The organism is Spongiivirga citrea, from assembly GCF_010671565.1.
GTDB lineage: Bacteria > Bacteroidota > Bacteroidia > Flavobacteriales > Flavobacteriaceae > Spongiivirga > Spongiivirga citrea.
This window is the reverse complement of record NZ_JAABOQ010000003.1, coordinates 466,963-480,891: the sequence shown is the minus strand read 5'-3', so window position 1 is coordinate 480,891 and position 13,929 is coordinate 466,963. Positions and strand designations below refer to the sequence as shown.

Annotated in this window: 14 protein-coding genes; 11 read left to right on the top strand and 3 right to left on the bottom strand. The window is 36.4% G+C overall.

Going from position 1 to position 13,929, the window contains the following annotated elements; all coding sequences use genetic code 11:
• Positions 1–125 precede the first annotated feature (125 nt).
• Positions 126–965: a M57 family metalloprotease gene (locus GWK10_RS08865; protein WP_164031692.1), complete on the bottom strand. Its 840-nt coding sequence runs from the start codon at positions 963–965 to the stop codon at positions 126–128.
• A 337-nt stretch (positions 966–1,302) separates the two neighbouring features.
• On the opposite strand from GWK10_RS08865, the gene GWK10_RS08860 reads away from it, so the two are divergent.
• On the top strand, positions 1,303–4,122 hold the full coding sequence (locus GWK10_RS08860) for a S8 family serine peptidase (protein ID WP_164031691.1): 2,820 nt from the start codon (positions 1,303–1,305) through the stop codon (positions 4,120–4,122).
• 105 nt (positions 4,123–4,227) lie between these two features.
• Here GWK10_RS08860 and GWK10_RS08855 read toward each other — a convergent pair whose 3' ends face one another.
• Together GWK10_RS08855 and GWK10_RS08850 are read right to left on the bottom strand one after the other, a co-directional pair.
• Positions 4,228–4,608, bottom strand: a complete 381-nt coding sequence (locus GWK10_RS08855; protein WP_204263108.1) for a hypothetical protein — start codon at positions 4,606–4,608, stop codon at positions 4,228–4,230.
• A 210-nt stretch (positions 4,609–4,818) separates the two neighbouring features.
• Positions 4,819–5,406 carry a riboflavin synthase gene (locus GWK10_RS08850; RefSeq protein ID WP_164031686.1) on the bottom strand — a complete coding sequence of 196 codons (588 nt, stop codon included), beginning with the start codon at positions 5,404–5,406 and terminating at the stop codon, positions 4,819–4,821.
• Between the two features lie 62 nt (positions 5,407–5,468).
• On the opposite strand from GWK10_RS08850, the gene pdxA reads away from it, so the two are divergent.
• From pdxA to accC, 10 genes are all read left to right on the top strand, one after another.
• Positions 5,469–6,521, top strand: a complete 1,053-nt coding sequence (gene pdxA, locus GWK10_RS08845; protein WP_164031684.1) for a 4-hydroxythreonine-4-phosphate dehydrogenase PdxA — start codon at positions 5,469–5,471, stop codon at positions 6,519–6,521.
• Positions 6,522–6,550: 29 nt separating this feature from the next.
• The gene (locus GWK10_RS08840; protein ID WP_164031683.1) at positions 6,551–7,690 is read left to right on the top strand and encodes a hypothetical protein; all 1,140 of its coding nucleotides are present in this window, start codon (positions 6,551–6,553) and stop codon (positions 7,688–7,690) included.
• A gap of 175 nt (positions 7,691–7,865) precedes the next feature.
• The gene (locus tag GWK10_RS08835; RefSeq protein ID WP_164031681.1) at positions 7,866–8,030 is read left to right on the top strand and encodes a hypothetical protein; all 165 of its coding nucleotides are present in this window, start codon (positions 7,866–7,868) and stop codon (positions 8,028–8,030) included.
• Positions 8,031–8,146: 116 nt separating this feature from the next.
• Positions 8,147–9,358: a carboxypeptidase-like regulatory domain-containing protein gene (locus GWK10_RS08830; RefSeq protein WP_164031679.1), complete on the top strand. Its 1,212-nt coding sequence runs from the start codon at positions 8,147–8,149 to the stop codon at positions 9,356–9,358.
• A 96-nt stretch (positions 9,359–9,454) separates the two neighbouring features.
• Positions 9,455–9,871, top strand: a complete 417-nt coding sequence (locus tag GWK10_RS08825; RefSeq protein WP_164031677.1) for a hypothetical protein — start codon at positions 9,455–9,457, stop codon at positions 9,869–9,871.
• 141 nt (positions 9,872–10,012) lie between these two features.
• Entirely contained in the window at positions 10,013–10,546 is a 534-nt protein-coding gene (locus GWK10_RS08820) for a YceD family protein (RefSeq protein ID WP_164031675.1), read from the top strand.
• Between the two features lie 9 nt (positions 10,547–10,555).
• Positions 10,556–10,753 carry a 50S ribosomal protein L32 gene (rpmF, locus tag GWK10_RS08815; RefSeq protein WP_164031674.1) on the top strand — a complete coding sequence of 66 codons (198 nt, stop codon included), beginning with the start codon at positions 10,556–10,558 and terminating at the stop codon, positions 10,751–10,753.
• A 221-nt stretch (positions 10,754–10,974) separates the two neighbouring features.
• Positions 10,975–11,970 (top strand): beta-ketoacyl-ACP synthase III, encoded by a 996-nt coding sequence (locus tag GWK10_RS08810; RefSeq protein ID WP_164031672.1) that lies wholly within the window; start codon positions 10,975–10,977, stop codon positions 11,968–11,970.
• A gap of 30 nt (positions 11,971–12,000) precedes the next feature.
• Positions 12,001–12,495, top strand: coding sequence for an acetyl-CoA carboxylase biotin carboxyl carrier protein (gene accB, locus GWK10_RS08805; RefSeq protein WP_164031670.1), 495 nt, complete (start codon positions 12,001–12,003; stop codon positions 12,493–12,495).
• A gap of 75 nt (positions 12,496–12,570) precedes the next feature.
• Positions 12,571–13,923 (top strand): acetyl-CoA carboxylase biotin carboxylase subunit, encoded by a 1,353-nt coding sequence (gene accC / locus GWK10_RS08800; RefSeq protein WP_164031668.1) that lies wholly within the window; start codon positions 12,571–12,573, stop codon positions 13,921–13,923.
• Positions 13,924–13,929 lie beyond the last annotated feature (6 nt).

Genomic DNA, 13,929 nt, shown 5'->3' with positions numbered 1-13,929 from the left:
ATTAGCCTTTTAAAAGTAGCAATTTTTTTAAACACCAGTAAAATAGTATTTTGTCAAATACCCATAAAAAAAGCGCAGCCATTTGGCTGCGCTTTGATTCTTTAAAATATATACTGTTTAATTGATTAGTACAAGAAATTTAATGCAATAATATCATTGTTGTTCCACTCGCCGTCTGTACTGTTACTAAAGCAAGCTAACATAATAGATCCTGGGTCAAAACCGGCAGGTGTTCCAGGAATACGTACCGCACCAACTCCAGCTTGTCCTTCGTTTACGTTTTGACCACAACTTTGACGACTAAAGTAGTCGGTGTGTCTAAACCCAACAGAGTGACCAATTTCATGAGCAATTACATGTTCATTTACATTGTTGCTAGATCCACTAAGGCCATAAATTTGTACAAACTTATTTGGGTTTCCGTTTGAAGGAAAACCAGCAGAACCACCTGAACCACTTTGGTTCGGATTATTATAAACTACTATATCGTAAGATTGATAGTTAGTTCCGAAATCTAATTGAAAATTAAGTTCAAGATTTTCACGGTTATAATTATTAATTGCCCATTGCAATCCAGTGCGTCCACTTTGGCTAAGCCCGAAACCACCACCACCGGTGTAACCAATTACACGAAGTGTTCTTGGTGCGCTAACTAAATTGTTGGTTCTATATTGCTCACTTGTTACTCCGCCATTTAGTTCCATAGTTTCGATATACTCTTTAGAAAGGGCAATATCTCCTTCTACTAGGTAACGTTTTTCTGTTGAACCGTCTGGTAAAACAAAATCAGTTACTTGTACATCGGACGGATTGAAAGCCAATGAGGTTAATTTGGCTTTAATTTCTTCGGAGACTTCGATACTCGCGTCGTCTTCGATAAGGTCTGTGTTTTCTTTTTCACATGAAGTTGTAAATAATCCTATAGATAATAAGGACAATACAACCAGTTTACTAACTTTTTTCATCGCTAAGTTAATTTTGGTTAATGTTTGATTTTTAAAATTGAAGCATATATTTAAAAGAACCCTATAAAGATAAGGAAGAATAGATATTTTTCAAATAATTAGTTAAAATGTCACAAAAAAATAGAGATTTCTTAGTTTTTTAATTGAAAAACTGTAAAATCATCAATTACGTTCATCGATCAGCAATGATGTTCAGAGGGCTGATCGACGAATTGCACTATTCGCAATACCGAAGGGTATTTTCCTAATTAATTGTAGGAAATTTAGTATTTAACTAAATTTGATGCTCTTTTTTCATAAATTGTGTTGAATTAATAAAAATTACTCATTAAACAAAATGAAGTATTTCTTCTCGTTCGTATGTCTTTTTTGTGCGATCTGGTCAAGCATCGGACAGCAACTTTCTAGCTGTAAAAAATGGGATTATTTGGCGGATATAGAATCTGCTTCCAAGGATAAGAAAGAACCGTCAAATTATTATTTAATTCACCTCCATAATGATGAAAAGGGGGCTGATCATGAAGTTATAAGACGTCTAGATAAAAATCATCATATTGTATTTTCAGAAATAATGCATTCTGAATTTACTCCTGTTAATAATAACTGGAAATTATCTAACAACTTCTCGTTTAATAATAACAGCAAAAGGATCTTCATCATAAAATCAAAAGCGAATACTAGAACTATTGCTAACACTCTAAGAGCATACAATGCAGATATTATAAAACAACAAAATGGAAGATTGGTAGTCAAAACAAATATTGAAGTCATTAATAAGGCGGTTTTAAATAACCCCGATGTAATTTATGTGGGGAATGAGGCTATTTATCCAAAGCAAGAGTCAGTAGTTAATGATTTTAATACAACCATAAACGGCATAAATACCTTAAAAAATGCTTTTCCCGAACTTAAAGGAAGTACTAAGACAATTGGGGTAAAAGACAATCAATCTAGACAGGAAGATATAGATCTAATTGGGAAAAATGTCGATTCACCTATCATTTCTGAAATTGTGGATGATCACGCTACCGATATGTCAACGATTATCAGCGGCTTAGGAAATAGTTCTGCAACGAGCCTTGGGGTTTCTTCTGAGGCAACCATCTTTTTATCCGATTTTAACGAAGTGTTTCCCGATTCTCAAATGATCTTAGACAACGCTCAAGTGCGTATTCAAAATCATTCGTATGGCACTGAGATCGAGAATTTTTATGGCGAACTCGCTTTTGAATATGACAATTTAGTAGCTCAAAACCCACAAATGCTACATGTTTTCTCTTCAGGAAATAGCGGATTGGAAACTTCAGAAAACGGAGCGTATTCTGGGATTGCTGGCTTCGCGAATATCACAGGGAATTTTAAAATGTCTAAAAACACCTTGCTAGTTGGTGCAATGGACGAGTTGAATCAGGTAACTGATTTCTCATCAAAAGGGCCTGCATATGATGGCCGGATTAAACCCGAATTAGTTGGCTATAGTTTTGAAGGCACATCGAATACAGCGGCTATGGTTTCTGGTGCTGCAAACTTAGTACAGGAAGCCTATGAAAATGAGACAGGGAGTTTACCAGCCGCTTCCCTAATAAAAGCAGTACTTATAAATGCTGCTGATGATATTGGTCCTCAAGGACCCGATTTTTCATCAGGTTACGGCAGTTTAAATGCGAAAAAGGCTGTTGATATCGTTAAGGAGGGATCGTATATTAATGATGTTATTTCCTCCAATCAAACCAAAACATTTATCATTGATATTCCCGAAAGTGCCACAAACTTAAAGATCACTTTAGCTTGGACCGATCCTGCCGCCAACGTTAATGATAATATGGCATTGATTAATGATCTGGATTTAAAGCTTACGAGTCCAACCAGCCAAGAAACGCTTCCATGGGTATTAAATATTGAAGCAAATGCAAGCGCAATTCAAAATCCCGCAACAAGGGGGGTTGATGCGTTAAATAATATCGAACAGATAGGATTGGAAACGATTACACCAGGAAATTATACAATAAGCGTAATAGGAAATACTTTGGTTAGCGACCAAGCTTTTTCGCTTGCGTATAGTTGGGAGGAAACCGATCAATTTTCTTGGACATATCCACTAGAAAATGAGAATTATCCTTACAATGGCGAGTTCGTTTATGCCTTGCGCTGGGCTCAGTCTTTTTCAGAAAATACTATAGGAATTTTGTCTGTTCAATATAATAATGAAGGTGTCTGGCAACCAATTAATGCTGAAGTGAATATTGATGCTGGTTTTTATCAATGGAATCCACCAGAGGATTTTACTGGGACTGCCCAATTACGAATGACGGTTGGTAATGTTGACTATCTGTCTTCGCCATTTACAATTACCAAGGCTTTTAATCTTCGGGTTCCGTTAAATTGTGAAGGCGTGGTTGAACTAAGTTGGCCTAAAAATGATGCAATAAGCAACTATCGTATTTATAATTTACAAGGTCGTCAGCTAGAAGAAGTGGCGCAGGTAGCAGACACGCTTTTCACTTTTCAAAAAACCGCTTATGAAAGTCCGTTTTTTGCTGTGTCTCCTATTTTAAACGAAACTACTGATGGAATCAGGAGTCCAACAATAAATCATCAAAATTTTACTGAAAACTGTTATTTTACTATCGCCTTTGCCGAGTTAACTGAGGATAAAAGTGCCGTTTTGTTAACAAGCGAGTTAGGCAGTCTAAGTAATATTGAAAGCATATCGGTATATAGAATTTTGGCTGGCGGACAAGAACAATTAATTGAAACACTGACTGATCTTTCAAGTGCTTTTATCACTGTGCAAGATGATGATCCTAGTTTGGGTCAAAACAACTATCAATTCCGAATTAATACGGTAGCAGGAAGTATTATTAACTCAGATATTTTAAGTGCGTTTTATTTTACAGATAAAGAGCCTTATTTACTTTTTCCAAACCCGATAATTGACAAAGGGTTTAATGTTTATAGTAGTAAAGAAGATGAAGAGGTTGTCATTCTTGAACTGTATGATTTAAAAGGGCGATTACTTCTACGCCAAGAAATTACGTCTGATCGCGATTTTGTTGATATCCAATCATTACAGTCAGGAATTTATCTATATAATATCGAATCATCAAAGAAAAACTATAAAAGCGGAAAGTTGCTCGTAAATACCCAAGCTCGATAATCATTTGGACCGAATTAAAAACCCCTTTTCGTAAGAAAAGGGGTTCTCTTTGTTTTAGGTACGGTTCTTAAAAATGTTAATTAACAGATTAAGGGCAGGGGGCTGTTATAGGTTAAAAACAGTAACGGTAAAGAAAACCAACATTGGCACAACAAGTGCAATTGTTAAGGCATTGTTTAGGCTTCTTTCATCTTCATTTTCATTTAGATTCAGTCGTTCAAGCTGTTTCTCTCTACCGTCGTTGTTATAATATGTATAGCATATAAATAGGCTAAGGGGACATAACAATAATGTTATAAGCTGTGCTGTAGGGTTAAGTTCAAATGGTAACAAGTTGATGGCTTGTTGTAAATAATAACAGAGGGTTGCTGTTACTATTAATGATGACTGCAAGTGTGGGTTCACTTCAGTAATACCAGCGTAGGTTATGTATGTATAGATTTTAGAGTAAAAAAAGGTAACCGGGTTGATCATTTTAATTTTCAATATTATGTTTAATGTTAAGTAAGATGGTCTTTCGATTTGGTGGTACAAATATATGGCGATGTGGAGGATAAAGTTGTTATGTACGCATAGTGTATTTCGATAAAAAACATTTTTTACCGATTAAACACACAAATTAAACCAAAATAATACTGTTTTGAGACTATTGTTTGCAACAACAATAGAAGTGATTTTAAGCAAAAGTGTTGAAAATCAACGCAGTTGATGAAGTCTTGCAACGTACTTTCCAATTACATCAAATTCTAAATTGACGATAGTACCCTGTTTAAAGTTTTTAAAATTTGTGTGTTCGTACGTAAAAGGAATAATGGCGACACTAAATCCGTTCGCTTTTGAGTCAACAACAGTTAAACTCGTTCCGTTTATAGTAATCGATCCTTTCTCGATAGTAATGTTATTAAGTGAGGGATCGTATTCAAAGCTAAAAACCCAGCTGCCGTTTTCATCTTTTATATTAGTGCAGGTTGCTATTTGGTCAACGTGACCTTGTACAATATGACCATCTAATCTGGCTCCCAATTGCATCGCACGTTCAAGATTTACAATATCACCAATCTTTAAAGTACCTATATTAGTTTTTTCCAGCGTTTCTTTTATTGCGGTAACCGTGTACTCGTCATTATTAATAGCCACAACGGTCAAGCACACGCCGTTATGCATAACACTTTGATCAATTTTTAGTTCATGAGCCAGCTTGTTATTTATGGTGATATGAAGATTCTCTTTTTCATTTTCAAGACGGCTTACAACTCCTAGGGCTTCGACAATACCAGTAAACATAATTCTATATAATTAAAGTACATTTGCAGTATCAAAAGTAGTACAAAAAGCAGATCAACTTTATGCAAAGTAAAGAAAAGATAAAAGTGGGGATTTCTATAGGAGATCTAAATGGAATAGGTAGTGAAGTCGTTTTGAAAACTTTTCAAGATAGGCGTATGCTCGAGTTGTGTACTCCAGTGATCTTTGCATCAGCAAAAATTCTTTCGTACATAAAGAAACACCTGAATCTTCAAGTTGACATTTTTGGAGTTGATGATGCTACAAAGGCAGTACATAATAAGGTTAATGTCGTTAATGTTTGGCGAGAAAGTGTCGATATTAATTTTGGACAAGAAGATGAGAAAATTGGTGCGTATGCGATTAAATCGTTGAAAGCAGCGACCAAGGCTTTGAAGAATAATGAGATTGATGTGTTAGTGACTGCACCAATTAGTAAGTCAAATATTCAAGCTGATGATTTTAAGTTCCCTGGGCATACTGATTATTTAGACCAGGAACTTGAAGGTGATAGTCTTATGTTCATGATCACAAATTCGCTTCGAGTAGGATTGTTAACCGACCATGTTGCTGTAAAAGATGTTTCTAGTAATATAACCGAAGAATTGATTACCAAGAAATTAAGCACAATCAATAAATCATTACAGGTTGATTTTGGTATTCGTAAACCTAAGATTGCCGTTTTGGGAATCAACCCACATGTTGGTGATAATGGTGTTATAGGTAAAGAAGATGATGAGGTTTTAAAACCTACGCTTAAAAGCCTTAATGAAAAAGGGATGTTGACCTATGGCCCTTATGCCGCTGATAGTTTTTTTGGATCGGACAATTATAAGAAGTTTGATGCTGTTATTGCCGCCTATCACGACCAAGGCTTAATTCCTTTTAAAACCCTTTCTTTTGGTCAAGGTGTTAACTACACAGCGGGGTTAAGTCATGTGCGTACCTCACCCGATCACGGCACTGCTTATGAGATTGCGGGAAAAGGACAAGCCGATCATAGCTCGTTTGAAGAGGCGGTTTTTAAAGCAATATCAATTTATAAAAAGCGTTCTGAGTATAAGGAGCTTAGTGCAAACCCTTTGAGAAAGTTTAAAAGGGAACAAAAACGCTAGTAGCCTCACGACCTCAAAACCCAACATCAATGAACCGAAAAAACCTACAGCTAAAGCTCAGCTTTCTTGTTGCGCCACTACTTTTAATAATAATGCTGGTAATTTCTTGCGACAAAGATGAGCCAACAACATCAGATCCTGATGGAATGACAGAAGAGCCTGATGATCCAGGAGATGGTAACGGTGGCGATCATGGTTCTGGTGATCCAGGGCCGACAACAGGTACAATTACTTTTGAAGATGGTTTTACTTTAGATGAAGATCGACGGTTTACAAATCTTATTTTGTCAGAGGTAGATTACAATTCATATCTAGATGAGACGGGTAATGTTCAAGATATCACTAAAAAGGTATATGAGTATTTCGATGATGACTTCGATTTTATAATTATTCTATCAAACGAAGCCGACCAACCGCCAGGACTTTATTTTGGTCGACATACACCAGCTAAGTTAGACGTACAAGGATTAGGGGGTAATACGTATAATAATACACAAGCTTTTGGTTCTACCGCTACCCTTAAAGGAGTTTTGCATATGCCACGAACTCGGTATATTAGGAACGGTCCTTTTTTACACGAAATAGTACACTATTGGGCAAATAAGAACTTTATTCCGACAACAGTTGGAGGGCATTGGGGCTTTTCGAGTGCTGGAGGCCAGTTAGGGGGTTTTAGTACCTTAACCAGTCTAGGAAATAACACCTATCAAGCAAGTATGTCAGGCTCTAATAATTTTGGAACCTTTGCTAATGGGGGAAATTCAGTTCCTTATGGAAATGTTGAACTATATTTAATGGGACTTATTACTACTGATGAGCTGGAGGATTTACAGGTAGCTGAAAACCCCGAACGAACTACTAATGCAGGAGAATTTACAGCAACAGCAATAACTACCTATACAGCCGAAGACTTGATTACCACTCATGGTGAACGTATTCCTAACAGTCAAGATTCTCAAAAAGACTTTAATGGCTTAGTTGTGGTAATCTCAAAAGCAGTATTGACAGATGACGAAATAACTTCGTTAAATGATGATCTTGAAAATTTTACCAGAGCCGCTGCGCCTGATGCAAACACCTGGGGTAACTCTAGCAATTTTTGGAGAGCTACGGGAGGTCGAGCATCTTTTAATGTGACGGTAGTAGATGGAAATATTAAGGGCAATTAAAATTTTTAGAAAATAGCTGGTTCTATATCCGATTTTTGGCACACATAAACCCAATTTGTGTTTTTCATATCCATTTACTGGTAGTTAACCGAAAAGAGGTAGGGTCAACGTATTATCTAAGTTAGGTTTGCGTCATATTTTTTAAAGGAATTATTAACTAAATCCCTCAAACATCATGCAAGCAGTTTTAGTATTTAAAGAGGCCTACAAAAGAAAATTAAGTAATGTAAAAGGTGTCGAAGCAGTTACTGTGAAGACATTTACTTGGGCATATCTTACAATCATTGCTTTAGGCTTGACAACTTTTGCGTACAACGCAATAGTTTCTTTATTAGGATAATTTAGACAAACACGTCTTTTTCATATACAACCTCTTTGCGATAAGCAAGGAGGTTTTTTATTTTGACAGCTAAGGGAACGATGTAACAAAACTATGCCTAAATCGTTTCAATAAATATGAAAAACCTTATTAGACTTCATTTTTTAATTATCATAGTCTTCAAATTTTCTGTATCATTTGCTCAGGAAAATATAAGTACACTTACCGGCCAAATTTTAGACAAGAAAACATCAGAGCCAATTCCCTTTGTTTCCATTTATATTGAAGGGCAGCCAATAGGAACAACTACAAACGACGATGGATTTTTCATATTTCATATACCTCACGGTTATGAAGCTAGCAATGTCATAATATCTATAATTGGCTATCAAACTATTTCAAAGCAGCTAGACACCTTCATCGAAAACGAACAACTGTTTTTATCTTCCGAAACCGTGAACCTCGATGAGGTTACAATTACAGTTTCAAAAAAGAAAAAACTTAGTGCCAAGCAAATTGTAAAAAAAGCATATTCCCAAATCAAAAACAACTACCCTACCCGGCCCTACCTTCTAGAAGGTTATGTCCGCGATCTTCAAAAAGAAGATAAAAGGCATGTTGAGTATTTAGAGTGCGCAGCTAAATTTTTATACCAAGGCAATTCCGTAAAAAGAGAACCCTTAATTGAGTTGGTTGAAGTAAAGTCCAACTACCTTTCTCAAAAAAATAAATGGAACGAACAATGGGATCGTAAAAACTCACTAATCGATCTAGTTGAAGACGATTTTATCCGATTTGATTATGGGCCTATCAAAGGGAAGAAAGGCTGGAAATATGAAATTGAAGCTGTTTTACCCTATGATGACGGTTTCGTGTATAAAATAAAAGGCATCGACAAACCTTATCAAAATGCCACTTTATTTATAGACACTAAAACCTTCGCATTCGTACGAATGGAGTTAACACGACAGTCGGTAAACGGTAGGTCATGGTCTAGAAAGTTGTCAAATGGCGCTTTGCAAGTATATTATAATGTCATTTTCGAATATCAGGAATATAAAGGAAAGATGTATCTCAAATATCAAAAGGAAGAGGATACTTGGAAAATTTATGATGGCTTGGAATCAACTAAATTGCTATTTACAAAGTATCCTAAAAAGGAGCTTTTCATTAACAACATAATTATTGATACTAAAGACTATCCATTTAACAGAAATATGGATAGTAATACAAGTATTGAAAATCAAGCAAAGAGTTTTAATACTAAATTTTGGTGGACATATAATATTCCTAAACAAACTGAAGAGCAGAGTAAGATTATTTCCGAATTGAAAAAGCAGCAAGATTGAAGCAACTTTCAATTTGTTTCGAATATGTAGTTGCATTAAAAATTGATTTATCATCGAAGAATATTAATATATTTTTGCGGGGCAAATTATATATAAATGAGTGAAACCGACAGACCGAATTACACTATAAAATACCTGTTAGAAAATCGAATGTTTTTTCTAACGTTAGTTACCTATGTCTTGCTAAGCTTAATTTCGGGGACATTCGATTTAAAACCAGGCTACAACCAAACCGTAAACTATGCTGTCGACCTTAGTTTCTGGATCACACTCTTCGCCTTAATATGCCCTATAATTGCATTGCTGTCTTATCTCATTATTCAAATAGTAAAAAGAAAGACGTCAGTAATATTGTCTTCTATTCATTTAGGAGCAATTGTATTAACTGCAGTGGTGTCATTTTATTTTTATAACATACAGTTAATTGTGCTATCGCTATTTATTGCTCAAATACTGGCTTTCATACTAAACTTGCTATTTGTTTTTGGCCTTTTTAAGAAAAGACAGGTTTAAATTATAACCGAAAAAGATGCCGAATAGAAGATATAAATTTATCAACACAAAAAAGTTGATAACCAGCATTAAAACTTATTATTTTTTATATCTTTGCACCCGCCTTTAAGTAAGGTGTTTTTTTGAACTTGATGTTGCGATATGAAGCAGTTGAAGGAATATAATATCCCATTTGTTGGGTTGAAAGTAGGAAAACATCAGTTTGAATATCAAATAGGCAAGACGTTCTTTGAGACTTTTGAATATGATGATTTTAATGATGTAGCTATTAAAGTCGATGTATTGCTTGAAAAGAAAAGCAATATGCTCGAGTTAGAATTTACATCAAATGGCTTGGTAAATATCAATTGCGATAGTACCAATGAGCCGTATGATCAAGATACCACAGGGTCACTTAGTTTGGTAGTAAAGTTTGGTGATGAGTACAATGATGAAAATGAAGAGTTACTCGTTTTACCACATGGCGAATATCAAATTAATATTGCACAATATATTTATGAAATGATTGTGCTAAGCATTCCAACAAAAAGAGTGCATCCTGGTATTGAAGACGGTAGTTTAAAATCAGAAATATTAGAAAAGTTAGAAGAGCTTCAGCCAAAACAAACTGATGAAAATTCAGGGGAAATAGATCCCCGGTGGAATACATTAAAAAAACTATTAACGGATAAATAATTAAGTACAATGGCACATCCTAAAAGAAAAATCTCTAAAACGAGAAGAGACAAAAGACGTACTCATTACAAAGCCACTGCACCTCAAATTGCAATTGATAAAACGACTGGAGAAGCGCACCTATATCATAGAGCGCACTGGCACGAAGGAAAATTGTACTACCGAGGCAAAGTGCTAATCGATAATACTGAGGAAGCAGCAGCTTAATTTTTTAAGCTTTGTAACAGCATAACTCTCACTTAGGTGGGAGTTTTTTTATGCTGCTATATCCGTTTTCATCTAATTTCTTGAAAATAACGAGTTTAGGCAAAAAACGCACTTTCTTGTTAAAAATGCTGCGTTTTTGGCTCGTTTAGTCATATTTTTAGTAATTTTCCACACTTTTTTGAATGTTTTGGACTCTAAAAGAACCCAACTAAAACGATGATATGAGTAAAACCAAGGCAGCTATTACCGCTGTAGGAGCTTATCTTCCGGAATACCGGTTAACCAACCAGATTTTGGAAACCATGGTAGATACCAACGATGAATGGATTACTTCCAGAACAGGAATCAAAGAACGTCGCATTCTTAAAGACAAGGATAAAGGAGCTTCCTTTATGGCCATCAAAGCTGCTCAAGATTTACTCTCTAAAAGTGGCACCGATCCCAAAGAAATAGACATGGTTATTGTAGCAACAGCTACACCCGACATGCAAGCTGCAGCTACAGCGGTATATGTTGCATCAGAAATTGGTGCAGATAATGCATTTGGGTTCGACCTTGAAGCGGCTTGCTCTAGTTTTTTATATGGTATGTCTACAGCATCCAGTTATATTGAATCGGGGCGCTATAAAAAGGTACTACTCATTGGGGCAGATAAAATGTCCTCAATCATAAATTATAAAGACAGAACCACCTGCATCATCTTTGGAGATGGTGCAGGTGCTGTTCTTTTTGAGCCAAATGAAGAAGGTTTTGGCTTACAAGATGAATATTTAAGAGGGAATGGTGTAGGCCGCGAATTCTTAAACGTTGCAGCAGGAGGATCGGTTATGCCGGCTACTGAAGAAACAGTTCGCGAAGGGAAACACTTCGTGAAGCAAGACGGGAAAACCGTTTTCAAATTTGCTGTTTCTAATATGGCCGATGTAAGCGAAAAGATCATGCAACGTAACGATCTTACAAAAGATGATGTAAACTGGCTTGTCCCACATCAGGCAAACATGCGTATTATCGATGCTACTGCCAAAAGAGCAGGGTTATCAGATGATAAGGTGATGAAGAATATTGAGAACTATGGCAATACGACCTCTGCTACCTTGCCATTATTATTATTCGATTACGAAAAGAAACTAAAAAAAGGTGATAAGCTGGTTTTTGCAGCTTTCGGTGGTGGCTTCACATGGGGCGCTATCTATCTAACCTGGGCTTATAACTCTTAAAACCAACAAGTACTCCTAACTAAACACTATATGGAACTAAAAGAAATTCAAAACCTGATCAAGTTCGTAGCAAAATCTGGCGCGAGCGAAGTTAAGTTAGAAATGGATGATATTAAGATCACCATTAAAACAGGAACAGAAGGTGACAGCCGTGGAGGCGAAACCACTATTTTACAACAAGTACCAGTTGCTGCGGCAATGCCACAAGCACCAGCTGCTCCGGCTGCTGCGCCAGCACCAGCTGCTCCTGCCGCCGCTGAGACCCCGCAATCCGACGATTCAAAGTATGTAACTATTAAATCGCCAATTATCGGTACTTTCTACAGAAAACCATCACCAGATAAGCCATCTTTTGTTGAGGTGGGTAAAAGTATTTCTGAAGGCGATGTACTTTGTGTAATCGAAGCGATGAAGCTATTTAATGAAATCGAATCAGAGATTTCAGGTAAGATTGTAAAAATATTGGTAGACGACTCTTCACCAGTGGAGTTTGATCAACCTTTATTCCTTGTAGATCCATCTTAAGTTAAATTCCAATGTCCAATATCCGGCACCCAGTAATTGGGGTTCGGGATTTGGAGTTTGATTATTTATATCGATATGTTTAAGAAGATATTAATTGCCAACCGAGGCGAGATTGCACTTCGTATTATCCGTACTTGTAAAGAGATGGGTATCCAAACTGTAGCAGTTTATTCTACAGCTGATGCCGAAAGTTTACACGTTCGTTTTGCAGATGAAGCTGTTTGTATCGGTCCTGCACCAAGTAGTGAATCCTATTTAAAAGTATCAAATATTATAGCTGCGGCAGAGATTACCAATGCCGATGCTATTCACCCAGGATATGGATTTTTATCCGAGAATTCTAAGTTCTCAAAAATCTGTGAAGAGCACGATATTAAATTTATCGGAGCGTCTGCCGAGATGATCGAAAAAATGGGAGACAAAGCTACGGCTAAGGCAACCATGAAAGCAGCAAAAGTGCCAACCGTTCCAGGTTCTGATGGAATTATCAAGGACTTTAAAGAATGTGAAAAGCTAGCTGAAAAAACAGGATATCCCGTAATGCTTAAAGCTACTGCTGGAGGTGGTGGTAAAGGAATGCGTGCTGTTTGGAAAAAGGAAGATCTAAAAAAGGCTTGGGATAGCGCTAGACAAGAATCAGCTGCAGCATTTGGAAATGACGGTATGTATATGGAAAAGCTTATTGAAGAGCCACGCCATATAGAAATTCAGATTGTAGGTGATTCAAGAGGAAAAGCTTGTCATTTATCAGAAAGAGACTGCTCAGTACAACGTCGTCACCAGAAATTAACCGAAGAAACTCCATCTCCATTTATGACGGACAAGCTTCGTAAGAAAATGGGAGATGCGGCGGTAAAAGCTTCAGAATTTATTAAATATGAAGGTGCTGGTACAGTAGAATTTTTGGTAGATAAACACAGAAACTTCTACTTTATGGAAATGAATACACGTATTCAAGTAGAACACCCGATTACTGAACAGGTAATTGACTTCGATTTAATTCGTGAGCAGATTTTAGTTGCTGCTGGAGTACCAATTTCTGGAAAAAACTATACGCCAAAATTACATTCTATCGAGTGTCGCATTAATGCTGAAGATCCGTATAACAACTTTAGACCTTCACCGGGCAGAATTACCAATATGCATGCGCCAGGAGGTCATGGTATTCGTTTAGATACCCATGTGTATTCAGGATATATTATTCCGCCTAACTACGATTCTATGATAGCTAAGTTGATTACAACTGCGCAAACACGTGAAGAGGCAATCAACAAAATGAAGCGGGCTTTAGATGAATTCGTTATCGAAGGGATTAAAACGACAATTCCGTTCCATCGTCAACTAATGGACCATCCTGATTATGTGTCAGGAAATTATACCACAGCATTTATGGATGATTTTGAAATGGAACCACAAAAAGAAGACTAAAGAATA